Here is a 16,138-nt window from a genome sequence, read left to right as displayed (position 1 = left end):
AATTTTGGCTCTTGAACGAAAAATAGGCCTATGCTTAGATGGCTCAAAATTTGGTCACACACGCCTGACGTGAAGGGATGGACGTGTCTTAAATCGACTGAACACGAGATCTCGGACCACGAAAAACATGTCCGGCGGAGAGGCAAAAGCGGAAAAACCGCAGCCTCGGGAGACCGCCCGACACAGGTCCGGAACCAATCACAACAACTCGTCAAGAGAACCACAAAGGGGAAAGTCAGCATGCATAAATTGAAACTTCTGTTGGCCGGCACCGCAGCCGCGCTGGCGCTTTCGGGCGCAGCGGCTCACGCGGAGCGCGGCACGGATGGAGACTTGAAGATCCTGTTCTGGCAGGCGGTTTCCACTCTCAACCCCTATCTGTCCGGCGGTACCAAGGAGGTCTTTTCGTCCTCGATCGTCATCGAGCCCCTGGCGCGTACCGATGAGAAGGGCGAACTCGTGCCCTATCTGGCAGCCGAGATCCCGACGCTGGAAAACGGCGGCCTGGCAAAGGATCTTCTCAGCCTGACCTGGAAGCTGAAGCCGGACGTCAAATGGTCGGACGGCTCCCCCTTCACGGCTGACGATGTCATCTTCACCTGGAAATATTGCACGGCACCGGATGGCGGCTGCGCCCAGGCTGCCCAGTATGAAGGTGTCAAGAACGTCGAGGCCGTCGACGCCCATACCGTCAAGATCAGCTTCACCGAACCGAAGCCTTATCCTTACTCAGCCTTCGTCGGTGGCCAGTCGCCGATCATCCAGGCGGCCCAGTTCAAGGATTGCGTCGGCGCCAAGGCCCCCGGCTGCACGGCCGCCAATTTCGGCCCGATCGGCACCGGCCCCTTCGTCGTTTCCGACTTCAAGCCGAATGACGTGATCACCTTCAAGGCCAATCCGAACTATCGCGATCCGGCCAAGCCGGCCTTCGCCTCGATCACGCTCAAGGGCGGCGGCGATGCGGCATCGGCTGCCCGCGCCGTTCTGGAAACCGGCGAATACGATTACGCCTGGAACACCATGGTCGAGCCGGAAGTGCTGCAGACGATGATGGCCGCCGGCAAGGGCAGGCTCGAATCCGCCTTCGGCACCAATGTCGAACGTATCAACCTCAACTGGACCAATCCCGATTCCAAGCTGGGCGACAAACGCTCCACCAAGGAAGCCGGTCCGCATCCGGCATTGAAGGACCCGGCGGTCCGCCGCGCGCTTTCGCTCGCCATCGACCGCGACATCATCGTCGAGGCCGGTTACGGCGCAGCCGGCAAGGCAACCTGCAACATCGTCCCCGCTCCGGAAGCCGTCGCCTCGACGAAGAACGACAGCTGGTGCCTGAAGCAGGATCTCGCCGGCGCAAACAAGCTGCTCGACGATGCAGGCTGGGTAAAGGGCGCCGATGGCATCCGTGCCAAGGACGGCGTCAAGCTTTCCTTCCTCTATTCGACCTCGACCAACTCGGTCCGTCAGGCGACCCAGGAACTGGTCAAGGCCATGTGGGCCGAGATCGGCGTCGGCGCCGAACTGCGCAATGCGTCTGCCTCCGTCTTCTTCGGCGGTGACCCGGCAAGCCCGGACACGTTCCAGAAATTTTATGCCGACGTCGAAATGTACACCAACAACTTCGACGGCACCGACCCGGAAAAATACCTGGCGGAATGGCTGTGCGACAAGATGCCTGGCCCGTCCAACGGCTGGCAGGGCCAGAACATCCCGCGTTACTGCAACCCGGACTATGACAAGCTGGTCGGCACCCTCTCCAAGACCGCCGACCCCGCCAAGCGTGCCGAGCTTGCCAAGCAGCTCAACGACATGCTGACGGAAGAAGGCGCCCATATCCCGCTCGTTCACCGCGGCGACCTCTCCGCCTTTGCCGTGTCGCTGCAGGGTGTCAAGATGAACTCCTGGGACAGCCAGCTCTGGAACGTCGCCGACTGGTATCGCAAGAAGTAATGCCGGTTGCCGGGTCGAGCATTTCGACCCGGCATTCTTCGCCTGGACATCATGATCGGCCCCCGCCTTTGGTTGGGGCCCGTCTGCACCGACGGCATTGAAATGTCTGCGCCACCCGCCACGTTGCAGCTACGCGGCGACGACGCGCAGCCCGGAGAAAGTCCCCTATGTTCACATACACGCTGCGACGATTGTTCTTCGCAATCCCGACGCTGCTGATCATCAGCTTCGTCATCTTCGCGCTGCTCGATCTGGCGCCCAATGATCCGACCGGCGAACTGCCGCTGACGATCCCGCCGGAAGTGAGAGAGCAGATCCGCGCCTCGCTCGGCATGGACCAGCCCTTCTTCTTCCGCTACCTCGCCTGGCTGCACCAGTTTTTCATCAACGAGCCGCTCAACATCATCGAAAGCCTGACTGGCTGGAAGTTCGGCGATGGCGATCGCATGCGCGTTCTCTCCTGGGCAACCCGCAGCCCGGTCGTCGATCTGATCGTCCAGCGCCTGCCGCAGACACTCTGGGTCGTCGGCCTCGCCTATCTCTTCGGCATCCTGATCGCCATCCCGATCGGTGTCATCTCCGCCTACAAGCAATATTCGATCTTCGATCAGGTCGGCACATTCGTATCGATGGTCGGTTATTCGGTTCCGACCTTTTTCACCGGCGTACTGCTGGTCGTCATATTCTCGTCCTATCTGCAGTGGTTCCCCTCGGTTTACGACACCAATCTGCAGGTCACTGACTTCTCCAGCTTTCTTGCCCAGATAAAGCAGATGGTTCTGCCGGTCGCGGTCCTGTCGCTCTACAACGCATCCCAGATCGCCCGTTTCGTGCGAGCCTCGATGCTCGACAACCTGCATCAGGATTATGTCCGCACCGCCCGTGCCAAGGGCGTCAAGGAAAAGGCCGTGCTGCTCGTCCATGTATTGCGAAACAGCCTGATCCCGGTCGTCACCGTCATCGCGCTCGGCGTGCCGACGATCTTTTCCGGCGCCATCATCACCGAACAGATCTTTCGCGTGAACGGATTGGGGCAATTGTTGATCGTTGCCGTCCAGGGCGCCGACATCCCGCTCGTGCAGACGCTCACCTTCATCTTCGCGGTGCTGATCGTCCTCTTCAACCTGATCGCCGACGTACTTTACGGCATTCTTGACCCGAGGATCCGTTATGACTGATGCGACCGTAACCTCCGCACCGGCCGTCGCCTCCACGCCCACCCGGTCGGCTCTCAGTGACATGTGGCGCCAGTTCCGCGTCCACAAGGGTGGCGTCGCCGGCCTTGTCGTGTTCACTTTCATCGTGCTCGCCGTCTATGTCGGCCCCTATATCCACAGGGTTGCGCCGAACGCGATCAACATTCGTGACAAGAACCAGTGGCCGTCGATGGCACATCCCTTCGGCACCGACAATCTCGGCAAGGACATGCTGGCACAGGTTCTCGCCGGCGGCCGCATCTCGCTTGCCGTCGGCATTACCGCCATGCTGCTGGCGCTCTTTCTCGGCACGCTGGTCGGTGTTCTCTCGGGTTATTTCCGCAGGCTCGACGGTCCTTTGATGCGCCTCACCGACCTGTTCCTGGCGCTGCCGCTGCTGCCTCTGCTGCTTGTCATCCTGCTTCTCTTCCGCGATACGCTGCGCTCCGCCTTCGGGCCGGAAACCGGCATCTTCATCCTAATCGTCGTGGTCATCGGCATTACCAGCTGGATGCATACGGCGCGTATCGTCCGCGGCGACGTTCTGGCAGTCAAAAGCCAGGAATTCGTGCTGGCGGCAAAATCGAGTGGCATGCGTGAATACCGCATCGTCATCAAGCATATCCTGCCGAACGTGCTTTCCTCGATCATGGTCTCGGCGACATTGGGCATTGCTTCGGCGATCATCACGGAATCGTCGCTGAGCTTCCTCGGCCTCGGTTTTCCGTCGGATTTCCCGACCTGGGGCCGATTGCTTTTCGACGGCGCGAACTTCCTGCAGCTGACGCCGTCGCGCGTTCTGTGGCCGGGACTTGCGATCTCGCTTACGGTGCTGAGCGTCAATTATATCGGCGACGCCATCCGCGATGCGCTTGATCCCCGCTCCGTCAAGCGCTGACGGATACCGGGCAGACCTTTGCGGAAACGGCGGCCTCGGCCGCCGTTTTCTGTCGAGAAGACGCCTGAAAACAACGGGCAATCCCGACTGGAACTTTTTTCGAAAAAAACTTGGAACCTTCTATCGGGCCACCCGTTATCACAGTGTCCGAAGGCGACCCCCCGTCCCCCGCCCTAAAAGCCTCCGGACACACTCTTCAATCCCCCTCGAAGAGACAAGCCGGCTCGGTTCCACCAGGAACCGAGCCGGATTTGTTTTGGCCGCAGCGCAGATCGCCCCGTATCCGACAACCGCAATCTTATGAGATCGAGAGCAGTTCAGCAGAAATGCGGAACAATTCTGCATTTCGAAGAAAAGCGGATTTGCTCCAGGCGAGGCGAGACTATTCGCCGCCGATGTCCAGCGGAAAACGCACCTGGTAACGGATACCGTCGCCGGAAATCGAATACTGAGCCTTGCCGTTGACCGAGGCGGGCACGACACGTTCCAGAACCGTGCTGCCGAAATGCGCCTTCAACCCGTCTTCCGTCGCATCGGTCTTGGACGCGCCGACCAGCCGTTCGTCCCAGGTCATTTCCAGATAATCGCGTCCTTCGACATGCAGGCGCGTGCAGGTGATCTCCACCGGGCGAGCGCCGCGCAGCAGCGATCCATGGCTGACCGCATTGACGATCAACTCGTGCAGCGCAAGACCGAGATGCAGCGATGCATTCGGCGTCAAGAGCACGTTATCGCCTGACACCTTCACCAGATGCCGGTTGTCGGGAAGGTATTTTTCCGTCTGCTGACGCACCAGATCGTTGAAATAGGCACCGCGCCAGCTGGAATCGGTGATCAGATCCTGGGATTGCGACAAAGAATAGAGCCGCCCCCGGAACTTGTGCAGGAACAGATCGAGCGAACCGGAATAACGCGCGGTCTGCATTGCGATGCTCTGGATGATGGCGAGCAGGTTCTTGGAGCGATGGCTGACTTCCCTCAGCAGCGCACGCAACAACCGTTCGCGATGCCGCTCTTCCGACCGGTCGATGATTGTTGTGACGAGATGCAGTTCGCCGGATGGCAACTCGACCGCCTGGACGCGGAACTCGAAGATCTGATCGGAGCCGACCGTCACTTCGATATGGCCCTTTTTGCCGCTTTCGCTAACGCTCCGCTTCAGGGAATTGAGCTTGTCGGCAACCTCATCGCCGAACAGGCCGGCATCGCTGGGGTTTTCAAGGACGTCCGGCGCCCACACATCCGGCAGGTTGGCGACATAGAGGTAATCGAAATCCCGGCTCTGGATAATGATGCTGGCGCCGAGATCGATGAGTGCAGGCATGAAGAATTCACGCAGCTTGTCATCACTCTGGCCCGCTTGCTGCCATGTCAGCGGATGCGCCAAATTAGCCACTCCATTACCCGCTCATCCCAGGATGAGGATCTCACCCGAAGGCGCCCCGATGGCAGCGCCGGATGCTTGCGTTTCTCTTACAGGACCCACCGGTTGCGTCGCAACCGGGCTGACCCGAATTACGCGGCGAAAAGAAGCCGATCCAACGACTTCCCTCACCCACGGGGGCGCCGTACCGCTGGTACAGCAACCCGCCGTTTCGGATCATCGTTGAAGATAGGCCCGGGACGAATAAAACAAGGGGCGGCGTGACGCACACACTGTCACGCCGTAACCTTTTTCGAATATTCTGTTCCTGCCGCATCACGGCGAGATGGCGGCTGCTGACGCAACCACCGGCTCACGCGGCAACCTTTACGGCTTCGTTGAAGAACAGCGCCTGGCTGATCAGCGCCTTGACCATATCCGGGTTGAACGGCTTGGTGACGAGGAAGGCAGGTTCAGGACGTTCGCCCGTCAACAGCCGCTCCGGGAAGGCGGTGATGAAGATCACCGGCACGGTCGAGGTTTTGAGGATCTCGTTGACCGCATCGATGCCCGAGCTGCCGTCGGCAAGCTGGATGTCTGCGAGAACCATCTTCGGCTGCGACGACTGGAACAGCGATACCGCTTCCTTGTGGGTGCGGGCGATGCCCGTAACCCGGTGGCCGAGATCCTGAACCATCTGCTCGATATCGAGCGCGATCAGCGGCTCGTCCTCGATGATCATGATATCGGTCGCGACCTGCCGTGAAATTTCACGCGATGCTTCGTCAAGCAGCTTGTTGACGTCGGCAACGGAGATATCGAGCACCTCGGCTGCTTCTTCCGGCGTAAAGCCTTCGACAGAAATCAGCAGAAATGCATGACGTGCCTGAGACGGGATCGACGACAGGTTCAGCGAGGCTCTCTGCTCCCAAGCGAAGGGGGATTCGATCGGGCGGATCTCTATCGCGGTGGAACCAAAGATTGCGACGAAGAGTTTATAAAGCGAAACGCGATCCTTCGAACTTTCCGGAAAAATGGAAACATCGGCAATCAGCGCTTCAAGAACGGCCGCCACATAAGCGTCTCCTGACGTCTGCGATCCGGTGACCGCACGGGCATACCGACGCAGATACGGAAGGTGAGACGCGACGCGCGTGGTAAGTGACATACAAATTCTCCCCTGGGCCCGAATGGGCAATTGACGCTGGATTAACGTGGACGTGCAAAATAAGTTCCGCAAGACGGAACTTTTTTTAATCTCAAGCATTTTCCAACCGACAAATTGCAAGCAGGCGCCCGCGTGATGAGTGATGAGACCAGAAAAAAGCAGGATATGACCACACTTCAAACCCAACAGACCAAACCTGGCTCTATGGCTCCAAACGCTTCCATCTCGCGGAAGCTGAAGGAATTTTACGACGCCGTTCAGGAAGAAGGCATTCCCGACCGTTTCCTTGATCTGTTGGAACGTCTGGAAGAAGCCGAAAACGCCCAGAAGGCGCGGACCAAGGCGGTGGATGCAAAATGAGCACCCAGACCGAGTCCGATGACCGCGTCTTCAAGCGCGACCTGCTCGCGTCGTTGCCCAATCTGCGCGCTTTTGCCGTATCCCTGACCGGCCGCCACGACAAGGCGGACGATCTTGTTCAGGATACGATCATGAAGGCCTGGGCCAACCAGAAGAGCTTCACTGCCGGAACCAACATGCGTGCCTGGCTGTTCACCATCCTGCGAAACGAATTCTACAGCCAGATGCGCAAGCGCGGCCGCGAAGTGCAGGATAGCGACGGCCTGTTTTCCGAACGTTTTTCCGTGCATCCGGAACAATATGGTCGTCTCGACCTGCAGGACTTTCGCGAAGCGCTCGACAAGCTTCCGGAAGACCAGCGCGAAGCCATCGTTCTGGTCGGCGCCGCCGGCTTTGCCTATGAGGAAGCCGCCGAAATCTGCGGCTGCGCCGTCGGCACGATCAAAAGCCGCGTCTCGCGCGCCCGTACCCGCCTGCAAGAATTGCTGGGCGTCTCGGGAGAAAGCGATTACGGCCCTGACGCCGGCGATGCCGCAATCACCGCCCGCGCTTTCGGCAGCTGATGACATTCGACAAGGCCGCCTCTCGCAGGAGGGGCGGCCTTTTTCATTTGCTGTATCATCATCACCGACCAAAGCAACCGAACAAAAAAGCCGCCCGGAGCAATCCGGACGGCTTCATCTTTTCTGTATTTGCAACAGCTATTCGGGTCGCGGCCCGGGTCCCTTGCCACCCTTCATCGCCAGAAAACCGAGCCCTCCGGCCGCTGCAAGCAGCATCAAAGGCTTGGATTTGATCAGCAACGGCAAGGCGGAGACGGCGGCCGTCATCGCGAGCGCCCGTTGGCTGTTGGCCGCGGCCTCCCGCTTCTTGCGCCTCTCCTCGGCTGCGTTGATGATCATCACACAGGCAATGATAACCAGTGCCATGACGATCATGCCGCCGGCAATCACCAGCATCGCGACCGGCAGGCCCCATCTCTCGCCGAGAGTGATCGCCAGTGCCGCCACCAGCAGCCCGTAGGCAGTCCACAAAAAAGCAGCCGCGATCCCGTAGAGGATCGCGTTGCGTTTGATCTTACGTCTCAGCGCCGCCACATCCGTCGCGATGAAGGATGCAAGCAGCGGTCCCAGTGCGCTGAACATCGATGATCAGCGGCGCGACAGGAGTGCGAGAACAAAACCGACGCCGGCGGCAATAGCGACCGACTGGATCGGATTGGCGCGGATCTGCCGCTCCAGATCCTGTTCCAGGCTCAATGCCTGGTCCTTGGCAGCTTCAACCATCTGGTAGGATGCGTCGGCTGCGTCATTGGCGGCACGACGTGCCTTGCCCTTCACTTCCGAGGCCTTTTCATTGCCGACTGCAGCGACAGTCTTGGCCAGCGAGGCGATATCCTCGCGCAGCTGCTGCAACTGCACTTCGATATCCTTGGTCGAGGCCGAGGAAGCACTTCCGGTGCGCGAAAATTCGGTCGTGCTGGAGGTCGAGGCGGGCATGGCAGTCTCCTTTTTGGTGGACTTTGGTTTGCGTGTCGCGGCTGATCGGCTGGTTGCCGGTCCGGTGCTTGCTGCTGCGGTCGAAGCTTTGGGTTTGCGCATGATCAGATCACATGAAAGACATAGAGGAGAATAATCGCCGGGATAGGAATTCCCAGAGCCCACAACAAATGCCTCTCATGTCTGATCTCCCTTGGCGATGCCCAGCCGGCATCATTACTAAAAAGCCGTCAAATCGGTTCCGCTCGGTGAACGCGGCAAGAGAGTGAATGTTCCAGAGCGGAACGTTATTTCATCCGCGGATCGAGAAGGTCGCGCAATCCGTCTCCGAGCATGTTCAAGCCCAGCACGGCAAACCCGATCGCCAGCCCGGGCATGACCGCAAGCCACGGCGCCTGGGCAAAAAAAGTCTGGCTGTCGGCCAGCATACGCCCCCAGGTCGCCGCCGGCGGCGGCATGCCGAGCCCGAGAAACGACAGCCCCGCCTCGGTTAGGATCGCAAGCCCGAGCTGGGTCGTCACCTGAACGATGATCTGGTTGGAAATATTCGGTACTATGTGAACCAGCGTGATCCTGGTCTTTGACCGGCCGATACCGATCGCCGCCGTTACATAGTCGCGCGTCCAGACCTGCCGGGCGGCTGCCAGCGTCAGCCGGGCGAAAACCGGCACCATGAACACGGCAATCGCGATAATCGCGGTAAACCGCCCCGAGCCGATGAAAGCCCCGAGCATCATCGCCGACAGGATCGGCGGCACGGCAAAGATGATGTCGCAACCACGCATGACGATGAGCTCCAGCCAGCCGCGCCGCATCGCGACGATGACGCCGACGGCCGAGCCGAGCGATGCGCCGAGCGCCACCGCGAGAAACGCGGTCGACAGCGAATTCCACGCCCCGACCATCAGCATCGAGGCGACGTCGCGGCCGAACTGGTCGGTACCGAGGACACCACCTGGCCCGAGCGGCGGCTTCAGTCGCTGCAGGATATTCATCTTCGATGGCAGCGACGGCGTCCAGATGAGCGAAACCAGCGCCACGGCAACCAGCATGAGCGTGATGACGAGGCCGATGGTGAAGACGGGCCGGCGAAAAATTCCTGCCATCACGTCCTCCTCAGCCGTGGATCGATTGCCAGATAGGCAAGATCCACCAGGAAGTTCATGATGATCACAAGGCCTGAAAAAAACAGCACCACGTCCTGCATGACGATCACGTCGCGTTGCGCCAGTGCCTGATAGGCAAGCCGGCCAAGCCCCGGCAGGTTGAAGACGTTTTCCACCAGTACCGCACCGGCAATCAGGAAGGTGAATTGCAGCCCGATCATCGTGACGACCGGGATCAGCGCATTGGGCAACGCATGGCGCCATACGGCCGCCCGCTCGCCAAGTCCCTTGGCCCGTGCGGTGCGAACGAAATCCTCGTTCATCACCTCGATGACAGAGGTCCGCGCCACCCGCGTCAAGACACCCGCCTGCGGCAGGCCAAGCGCGATGGCCGGCATGGCAAGCGCCTTGAGCCCGGCCCAGAACCCAGCCTCCCAGCCCGGAAACCCGCCCGCCGGCATCCAGCCGAGATGGGTGGAGAAGGCGATGATCAAAAGCAGCCCGACCCAGAAGGCCGGTACCGCGATCGACACATAGGAAAACGCGCCGGCAATATGGTCGACAAGGCCATTGTGATGGCGTGCGGCAGCCACCCCGAGCGGTACGGCGATTGCAATCGACAGGGCAACCGCCATCAGCGCCAGCGGCAGCGTCACCGCAAGCCGTTCCGCAATCAGCCCCGCCACCGGTACTCCATAGGTATAGGACTGGCCGAGATCGCCATGAACCATGCCCGCAAGCCAGCCGAGATAACGCAGCGCCAGCGGCTGATCGAGCCCCATCTGGCTTCTCAGCGCCGCGAGCGTCTCCGGCGTCGCCGACGTCCCCAGCATCACCGCCGCCGGATCGCCCGGCAACAGATCCATGACCGCAAAGATCAGCAGCGACACGACGAGAAGCGTGACGATGAGGCTTGCGATGCGGCGGGTGAGGATGGCGATCATCGGCTGTGGGCTCCGGCGCATTCCCTCTGCGATCTAGCCGAATTACGAACGGAGAAAGGCCCCTCCCAACCCTTCCCACAAGGAGTAGGGCATAACTCAGCCGTACCGCCTGCGCTCAATCGGAGCAGGCAGATACGGCGGCTCCTCTCCCTCTTTGTGGGGGAAATGGCCGGCAGGCCTGAGGGGGACTTTCTCCACACGACTGCAATGAGATTCCCGGAAAAGCGGGACCTCGGAATGCAGGCCGGCGAAAGATAATCGACAGTCACCCTTTACTCTTCCCAATGCACCTCGGTCAGCACGTTGGACGGGATAGGCTCGTTTTCCCAAAGCCCCTTGAGCTTCTTGTCCCAGATCCCGAGCTTCGGCATCACGAACAGGAAGAGCGCCGGCACGTCATCGGCCAGAATGGTCTGCGCCTCGCCATAAAGCCTGTCCTGCTCGGCCGGATCGGTGCTTGCCTCGACCCGGGAAAGCACGTCATTGAATTGCGGGTTCTTGTAGTTGAAGTAATACGGGTCGCGGGCATAGATATCGATATCCATTGCCTCCGCATGGGCAACGATGGTCATGTCGTAATTGGCGGCCTTCAACACGTCCGAAACCCATTTGGCCGGAAACTCGGTCGTTTCGATCGTCATCGTCACGCCGATATCGGCAAACATCGCCTGCAGGATCTGCGACACCCGCTGCGCATAGGTCATCTGCGGCGCCTTGATGGTGAAGGAGAAGCCGTTCGGATAACCCGCTTCGGCCAGCAGCGCCTTCGCCTTTTCGACATCGTAAGGGTAGACGCCGGTGAGATCCTTGTAGCCGCGGTCATTCGGCGTGTAATGGCTGCCGATCGGCGTGCCGAGACCCGACCACGCACCATCGACGACCATTGCGCGATCAACCGCCATCATCAGCGCCTGCCGTACACGCTTGTCAGAGAACGGCTTGCGGGTGTTGTTCATGCCCGCGACGACCTTCAATTCGGTATTGCCGATCACGGTCGCCAGCTTGTCATTGCTTTCGAAGGAAGAAACCAGTTCCGGCGCGCCGAATTCCGGAAAGGCGTCGACATCGCCCGCCGTCAGAGCAGCCGCCTGCGCCTGCGGGTCGTTGATGAAGCGGAAGCTCGCCGTCTGCAGCGCCACCGAAACGCTCTTGTTCCAGTAGTCGGGGTTCTTCGCCAGATCCACCTTGGCGCCCTTGGCCCAGTTGACGAACTTGAACGGTCCCGTTCCGACTGGTGTCGTCTTGTTGTCGGCAGCGGACGTCGGCTCGACCATTACCGAAGACGGCCAGCCAAGCCAGTAGAGCAGGCTGCCGGTCGGCTGCTTCAGTTTCAGTATCAGTGTCGAGGCATCCGGCGTTTCCACCGCATCGATCGAAGAATAATAACGCTTCTGCGGATTGACGCTGTCTGCGCCGCGCGCACGGTCGATCGCAAACTTCGCCACCGCGCTGTCGAAGGCGACGCCGTTATGGAATGTCACGCCATGGCGCAGCTTGAACGTATAGGTCTTGCCATCCGGAGATATCAGCCAGCTTTCGGCCAGTTGCGGCGCGACCTTGCCGTCGCGGTCGACGGTGGTCAGGCCTTCGAACACGTTCTGCCACGTCACCTGGCCGATCGCGACGGGTGCGGCAACCGTCGGGTCGAGCCCGGTCGGCTCGATACCCATGCCCAGTGTCACCGAAGTTTTCGGTGCCGCTTCCGCATGGGGCGCGATAAACCCGGCGCCGGTTGCAAGTGCCAGTGCCAGTACCGTGCGGCGCATGATGGCCGCCCCGGCAGTTTTCGAAACTAGAGAATTCGGCATCATTGTCGTGCTCCCCTCCGATAGGCGGCTGCGGTCCAGCCTGTNCCGTGCGGCGCATGATGGCCGCCCCGGCAGTTTTCGAAACTAGAGAATTCGGCATCATTGTCGTGCTCCCCTCCGATAGGCGGCTGCGGTCCAGCCTATTGTCGGGCTCATCTAAGGTATGTTGGCTGTGGCACACAATGCCCATTTGGACCAACCCCGGCCTGTCTCAGGGCCATGCATTGGCCCCGGATATCAGCCGCGGCGAAAACCTTCACTGGCAACGAGCAGCTGCCGCGTATAATCGGCGGCGAAATCATGGCTCTGCAACGCCTCCGCTTTCACCGTCTCGACCACCTTGCCGCTCTTCATCACCGCCAGCCGTTCACACATGTGGTGGATGACGCCGAGATCGTGGCTCACCATCACGAAAGTCAGGTTACGGTCGCGGCGGGCCTGTTCGAGCAGGTTGAGAATTTCCGCCTGGATCGACGCGTCGAGCGCAGACGTCGGTTCGTCGAGCAGCAGCACCTTCGGTTCGAGGATCAGCGCCCGCGCGATCGCCACGCGCTGCCGCTGGCCGCCGGACAACTGGTGCGAATAGCGGAAGCGAAAACCGGACCCCAGGCCCACCTCGTCCAATGCCCGCATGATCCTCTGGTCGACATTGTCGAACCCGTGGATCGCCAGCGGCTCCAGAAGCAGCCGGTCCACCGTCTGGCGCGGATGCAGCGATCCGTAAGGATCCTGGAACACCATCTGCACGGTGCGATAAAATTCCTTCGATCGGCTTCTGCCCGAATACGACTGACCATTGATCGACAGTGTCCCGCTGCTGAAGGCATTGAGCCCCGCCACGGCACGCAAAAGCGTCGACTTGCCAGAACCGCTCTCGCCGACGATGCCGAAACTCTCACCGGCTGCGACATCCACCGACACATGGTCGAGCGCCACGAACTCGTCGAACGTGACGACCATGTCGCGCACGGACAATACCGCCGTCATAGCGCCCACTCCTTCTTGCGGTCGAGGACCGGCAACGGATGCCGGTCTGAGCCGATTGTCGGCAGGCAGTTCAACAGCCCTTGCGTATAGGGATGTTTGGCCTTGGAAAGATCGGCCGATGGCAGCTCCTCCACCACCCGCCCCGCATACATGACCAGAACCCGGTCGCAGAAGGACGAGACGAGGCGCAGGTCATGCGACACGAAGATCAGCCCCATGCCGCGTTCGGCCACCAGCTTGTCGAGAATGCCGAGCACTTCGAGCTGCACCGTCACGTCGAGCGCCGAGGTCGGTTCGTCGGCGATCAACAGTTCCGGGCCGCAGATCAGCATCATGGCGATCATCACCCGCTGGCCCATGCCGCCGGAGACCTCATGCGGATAGAGATTGAAGACCCGTTCCGGATCGCGGATCTGCACCGCCTCCAGCATGGCAAGTGTACGCGCCTTCGCGTCAGAAGCGGAGATCCGCTCATGCGTCTTCAGCGTTTCGATGATCTGCCGTCCGATCGTCATGACAGGGTTCAGCGAATATTTCGGATCCTGCAGCACCATGCCGATCCGTTTTCCCCGGATCTGCCGCCGCTCCTTGTCGGAGATCGAAAGCAGGTCGCGACCGGCGAAGTTCAAGGTTTTTGCGGTGATCCTGGCATGTCGCGGCGTCAGACCCATGATCGCCCGCCCGGTCTGCGATTTCCCGGAACCACTTTCGCCGACGATGCCGAGCCGCTCCCGCCCGAGCGTGAACGACACCCCACGCACCGCTTCAATTTCCCCTGTCCGGGTCGGAAAGGTGACGCGCAGGTCGTCGACCTTAAGCAGGGTCTCGCTTCCAGCAACGTCGCTCATTGGCCGGCCTCCTTCGGATCCAGCGCATCCCGCAACCCGTCGCCGAGCAGGTTGAAGCCGAGGCTGACGATCAGGATGGCGATGCCCGGCATGGCGGCCACCCACCACTGGTCGAGAATGAAGCGGCGACCGGACGCGATCATCGCCCCCCATTCCGGCAAGGGCGGCTGTGCGCCGAGACCGAGGAACCCGAGGCCGGCGGCCGTCAGGATAATCCCGGCCATGTCGAGCGTCACCCGCACGATCAGCGACGACAGGCAGAGCGGCATGACATGCCGAAGGATGATGCGGAAGGGTGACGCCCCCATCAGCTTCACCGCCGAAATGAATTCCGAATTGCGAAACGTCATCGTCTCGGCGCGCGCGATACGCGCATAGGGCGGCCAGGAGGTCACCGCGATGGCCAGCACCGCATTCTCGATACCAGGCCCGAGCGCTGCCACCAGCGCCAGCGCCAGAACCAGCTTCGGAAAAGCCAGAAAGATATCGGTGATCCGCATCAGGATCGCATCCACCCATCCGCCGGCATAACCGGAGACCGTGCCGATGATGAGCCCGACCGGTGCCGCAATAATCGCCACCAGCACGACAACGAACAAGGTCAGCCGCGATCCGTGGATCAGCCGCGAGAGGATATCCCGGCCCTGATCGTCGGTACCGAGGAGATAACCGGGACTGCCGGGCGGCAAAAGCCGCGCATTCATCAGATTTCCCTGCACCGGATTATGCGGAGCGAGCAGGTCGGCGAAGATCGCCAGCAAAATGAGCAGGATGATGATGCCGAGACCGGCAAGCGCCAGCCTGTTGGCTGAAAACCGCCGCCAGATCACATAGGCGCGACCAAGCCGGGCCTGATGCCGGGAGGTTGGCTGTTCGGACAACAGCCATTCCCGGCTATAGGGTTTTTCCTGAGATACCACCGCGGTCATCGGCTTTTCGTCCTCGGATCGAGAGTCCGGTAAAGCAGATCGGACAGGATGTTGATGGCGATGAACACCGCGCCGATGACGATCGTGCCGCCGAGCACGGCGTTCATATCGGCATTCTGCAGCGAGTTGGTGATGTAGAGCCCGAGCCCCGGCCACGAAAAGATCGTTTCGGTCAGCACCGAGCCTTCCAGAAGACCGGCATAGGAGAGCGCGATCACCGTCACCAGCGGCACTGCCGCATTGCGCAACGCGTGGAACCAGATGATCCGTGTTTCGGACAGGCCTTTGGCCCGCGCCGCCACAACGTATTCCTGGCTGAGTTCGTTCAGCATGAATGAGCGCGTCATGCGGCTGATATAGGCAAGCGAGAAATAACCGAGCAGCGCGCCGGGCAATATGATGTGGCGGAACAGATCCCAGGCCACGTCCCATTGCCCCTGCCAGATCGCATCGACGAGGAAGAACCCGGTAATCGGCGTGAACGTGTATTCGTAGACGATATCGATCCGCCCCGGATAGGCGACCCAGTTGAGCTTGGCGTAAAACAGCACCAGCGCCAGCAGGCCCAGCCAGAAGATCGGCACCGAATACCCGATCAGCCCGATCACCCGGACGATCTGGTCGGCGATCGACCCGCGCTTGACCGCCGCCAGCACACCGAGCGGCACGCCGATCAACGCCCCGATGATCGTGCCGATCGTGGCAAGCTCGATCGTTGCCGGGAACACCCGGGCAATATCGGTCATGACTGGATTGGTGGTCAGCACCGACGTGCCGAAATCACCGGAAAGCGCCTGTTTGATATAGATCCAGAACTGCTTGTAGAGCGGCAGGTTGAGGCCCAGCTGCTCGCGCACCCGTTCCACCACATGCGCCGGCGCCCGATCGCCGACGATGGCCAGCGCCGGATCGATCGGCACCACGCGGCCGATGAAGAAGGTGACGGCCAGAAGGCCGAGAAAGGTTGTGACGACCGTGACCACAAAACGGGCCACGGCCATTGCAAAGGATGAAGCACGGCGCCGGTTGCGCCGTGTCACTGCCACCGGATCGGTAAGGGTCAATAAACTGGCCCTTTCAGG

Annotated in this window: 16 protein-coding genes; 5 read left to right on the top strand and 11 right to left on the bottom strand. The window is 60.7% G+C overall.

Annotated features, from left to right (window positions below; genetic code table 11):
• Nucleotides 1-240: 240 nt before the first annotated feature.
• From AC2GXZ_RS01430 to AC2GXZ_RS01420, 3 genes are all read left to right on the top strand, one after another.
• Nucleotides 241-1,950, top strand: a complete 1,710-nt coding sequence (locus tag AC2GXZ_RS01430) for a peptide ABC transporter substrate-binding protein (RefSeq protein ID WP_483757340.1) — start codon at nt 241-243, stop codon at nt 1,948-1,950.
• Nucleotides 1,951-2,117: 167 nt separating this feature from the next.
• The gene (locus AC2GXZ_RS01425) at nt 2,118-3,128 is read left to right on the top strand and encodes an ABC transporter permease (RefSeq protein WP_483757339.1); all 1,011 of its coding nucleotides are present in this window, start codon (nt 2,118-2,120) and stop codon (nt 3,126-3,128) included.
• Nucleotides 3,121-4,044: an ABC transporter permease gene (locus AC2GXZ_RS01420; RefSeq protein ID WP_483757338.1), complete on the top strand. Its 924-nt coding sequence runs from the start codon at nt 3,121-3,123 to the stop codon at nt 4,042-4,044. The genes AC2GXZ_RS01425 and AC2GXZ_RS01420 overlap by 8 nt, the downstream gene beginning before the upstream one ends.
• A 382-nt stretch (nt 4,045-4,426) precedes the next feature.
• Here the strand turns inward: AC2GXZ_RS01420 and AC2GXZ_RS01415 are convergent, their stop codons facing one another.
• Together AC2GXZ_RS01415 and AC2GXZ_RS01410 are read right to left on the bottom strand one after the other, a co-directional pair.
• Complete coding sequence (locus AC2GXZ_RS01415; RefSeq protein ID WP_483757337.1) at nt 4,427-5,440, bottom strand: sensor histidine kinase; 1,014 nt, start codon at nt 5,438-5,440, stop codon at nt 4,427-4,429.
• Nucleotides 5,441-5,780: 340 nt separating this feature from the next.
• The gene (locus AC2GXZ_RS01410) at nt 5,781-6,575 is read right to left on the bottom strand and encodes a response regulator (RefSeq protein WP_483757336.1); all 795 of its coding nucleotides are present in this window, start codon (nt 6,573-6,575) and stop codon (nt 5,781-5,783) included.
• 165 nt (nt 6,576-6,740) lie between these two features.
• On the opposite strand from AC2GXZ_RS01410, the gene AC2GXZ_RS01405 reads away from it, so the two are divergent.
• Both AC2GXZ_RS01405 and AC2GXZ_RS01400 read left to right on the top strand, forming a co-directional pair.
• Complete coding sequence (locus tag AC2GXZ_RS01405; RefSeq protein ID WP_483758232.1) at nt 6,741-6,935, top strand: NepR family anti-sigma factor; 195 nt, start codon at nt 6,741-6,743, stop codon at nt 6,933-6,935.
• Entirely contained in the window at nt 6,932-7,498 is a 567-nt protein-coding gene (locus AC2GXZ_RS01400) for an RNA polymerase sigma factor (protein WP_483757335.1), read from the top strand. The genes AC2GXZ_RS01405 and AC2GXZ_RS01400 overlap by 4 nt, the downstream gene beginning before the upstream one ends.
• 138 nt (nt 7,499-7,636) lie before the next feature.
• Here AC2GXZ_RS01400 and AC2GXZ_RS01395 read toward each other — a convergent pair whose 3' ends face one another.
• From AC2GXZ_RS01395 to AC2GXZ_RS01355, 9 genes are all read right to left on the bottom strand, one after another.
• A complete protein-coding gene (locus tag AC2GXZ_RS01395; protein WP_483757334.1) occupies nt 7,637-8,080 on the bottom strand; it encodes a hypothetical protein in 444 nt (147 codons plus the stop codon).
• Between the two features lie 6 nt (nt 8,081-8,086).
• Complete coding sequence (locus AC2GXZ_RS01390) at nt 8,087-8,434, bottom strand: ElaB/YgaM/YqjD family protein (protein WP_483757333.1); 348 nt, start codon at nt 8,432-8,434, stop codon at nt 8,087-8,089.
• 287 nt (nt 8,435-8,721) lie between these two features.
• On the bottom strand, nt 8,722-9,540 hold the full coding sequence (locus AC2GXZ_RS01385; RefSeq protein ID WP_483757332.1) for an ABC transporter permease: 819 nt from the start codon (nt 9,538-9,540) through the stop codon (nt 8,722-8,724).
• A complete protein-coding gene (locus AC2GXZ_RS01380) occupies nt 9,540-10,484 on the bottom strand; it encodes an ABC transporter permease (RefSeq protein ID WP_483757331.1) in 945 nt (314 codons plus the stop codon). The genes AC2GXZ_RS01385 and AC2GXZ_RS01380 overlap by 1 nt, the downstream gene beginning before the upstream one ends.
• Before the next feature lie 272 nt (nt 10,485-10,756).
• On the bottom strand, nt 10,757-12,292 hold the full coding sequence (locus tag AC2GXZ_RS01375) for an ABC transporter substrate-binding protein (protein ID WP_483758231.1): 1,536 nt from the start codon (nt 12,290-12,292) through the stop codon (nt 10,757-10,759).
• Nucleotides 12,293-12,529: 237 nt separating this feature from the next.
• Nucleotides 12,530-13,279 (bottom strand): ABC transporter ATP-binding protein, encoded by a 750-nt coding sequence (locus AC2GXZ_RS01370; protein ID WP_483757330.1) that lies wholly within the window; start codon nt 13,277-13,279, stop codon nt 12,530-12,532.
• The gene (locus AC2GXZ_RS01365; protein WP_483757329.1) at nt 13,276-14,127 is read right to left on the bottom strand and encodes an ABC transporter ATP-binding protein; all 852 of its coding nucleotides are present in this window, start codon (nt 14,125-14,127) and stop codon (nt 13,276-13,278) included. Before AC2GXZ_RS01365 ends, AC2GXZ_RS01370 begins: the two co-directional genes overlap by 4 nt.
• Nucleotides 14,124-15,056, bottom strand: coding sequence for an ABC transporter permease (locus tag AC2GXZ_RS01360; RefSeq protein WP_483757328.1), 933 nt, complete (start codon nt 15,054-15,056; stop codon nt 14,124-14,126). The genes AC2GXZ_RS01365 and AC2GXZ_RS01360 overlap by 4 nt, the downstream gene beginning before the upstream one ends.
• Nucleotides 15,053-16,057 (bottom strand): ABC transporter permease, encoded by a 1,005-nt coding sequence (locus AC2GXZ_RS01355; RefSeq protein ID WP_483758230.1) that lies wholly within the window; start codon nt 16,055-16,057, stop codon nt 15,053-15,055. Before AC2GXZ_RS01355 ends, AC2GXZ_RS01360 begins: the two co-directional genes overlap by 4 nt.
• Nucleotides 16,058-16,138: the final 81 nt, after the last annotated feature.

The sequence above is a fragment of the Aliirhizobium sp. YIM B11859 genome, assembly GCF_057163345.1.
This window is presented reverse-complemented; position numbering and strand designations above follow the sequence as displayed.

Excerpts from the sequence above, each read along its gene's own strand:
- AC2GXZ_RS01365 (WP_483757329.1), bottom strand. The coding sequence starts at position 14,127 with ATGAGCGACGTTGCTGGAAGCGAGACCCTGCTTAAGGTCGACGACCTG.
- AC2GXZ_RS01405 (WP_483758232.1), top strand. The coding sequence starts at position 6,741 with ATGACCACACTTCAAACCCAACAGACCAAACCTGGCTCTATGGCTCCA.
- AC2GXZ_RS01375 (WP_483758231.1), bottom strand. The coding sequence starts at position 12,292 with ATGCCGAATTCTCTAGTTTCGAAAACTGCCGGGGCGGCCATCATGCGC.
- AC2GXZ_RS01390 (WP_483757333.1), bottom strand. The coding sequence starts at position 8,434 with ATGCCCGCCTCGACCTCCAGCACGACCGAATTTTCGCGCACCGGAAGT.
- AC2GXZ_RS01420 (WP_483757338.1), top strand. The coding sequence starts at position 3,121 with ATGACTGATGCGACCGTAACCTCCGCACCGGCCGTCGCCTCCACGCCC.
- AC2GXZ_RS01410 (WP_483757336.1), bottom strand. The coding sequence starts at position 6,575 with ATGTCACTTACCACGCGCGTCGCGTCTCACCTTCCGTATCTGCGTCGG.
- AC2GXZ_RS01360 (WP_483757328.1), bottom strand. The coding sequence starts at position 15,056 with ATGACCGCGGTGGTATCTCAGGAAAAACCCTATAGCCGGGAATGGCTG.
- AC2GXZ_RS01395 (WP_483757334.1), bottom strand. The coding sequence starts at position 8,080 with ATGTTCAGCGCACTGGGACCGCTGCTTGCATCCTTCATCGCGACGGAT.
- AC2GXZ_RS01400 (WP_483757335.1), top strand. The coding sequence starts at position 6,932 with ATGAGCACCCAGACCGAGTCCGATGACCGCGTCTTCAAGCGCGACCTG.
- AC2GXZ_RS01380 (WP_483757331.1), bottom strand. The coding sequence starts at position 10,484 with ATGATCGCCATCCTCACCCGCCGCATCGCAAGCCTCATCGTCACGCTT.
- AC2GXZ_RS01385 (WP_483757332.1), bottom strand. The coding sequence starts at position 9,540 with ATGGCAGGAATTTTTCGCCGGCCCGTCTTCACCATCGGCCTCGTCATC.
- AC2GXZ_RS01370 (WP_483757330.1), bottom strand. The coding sequence starts at position 13,279 with ATGACGGCGGTATTGTCCGTGCGCGACATGGTCGTCACGTTCGACGAG.
- AC2GXZ_RS01425 (WP_483757339.1), top strand. The coding sequence starts at position 2,118 with ATGTTCACATACACGCTGCGACGATTGTTCTTCGCAATCCCGACGCTG.
- AC2GXZ_RS01430 (WP_483757340.1), top strand. The coding sequence starts at position 241 with ATGCATAAATTGAAACTTCTGTTGGCCGGCACCGCAGCCGCGCTGGCG.
- AC2GXZ_RS01355 (WP_483758230.1), bottom strand. The coding sequence starts at position 16,057 with ATGGCCGTGGCCCGTTTTGTGGTCACGGTCGTCACAACCTTTCTCGGC.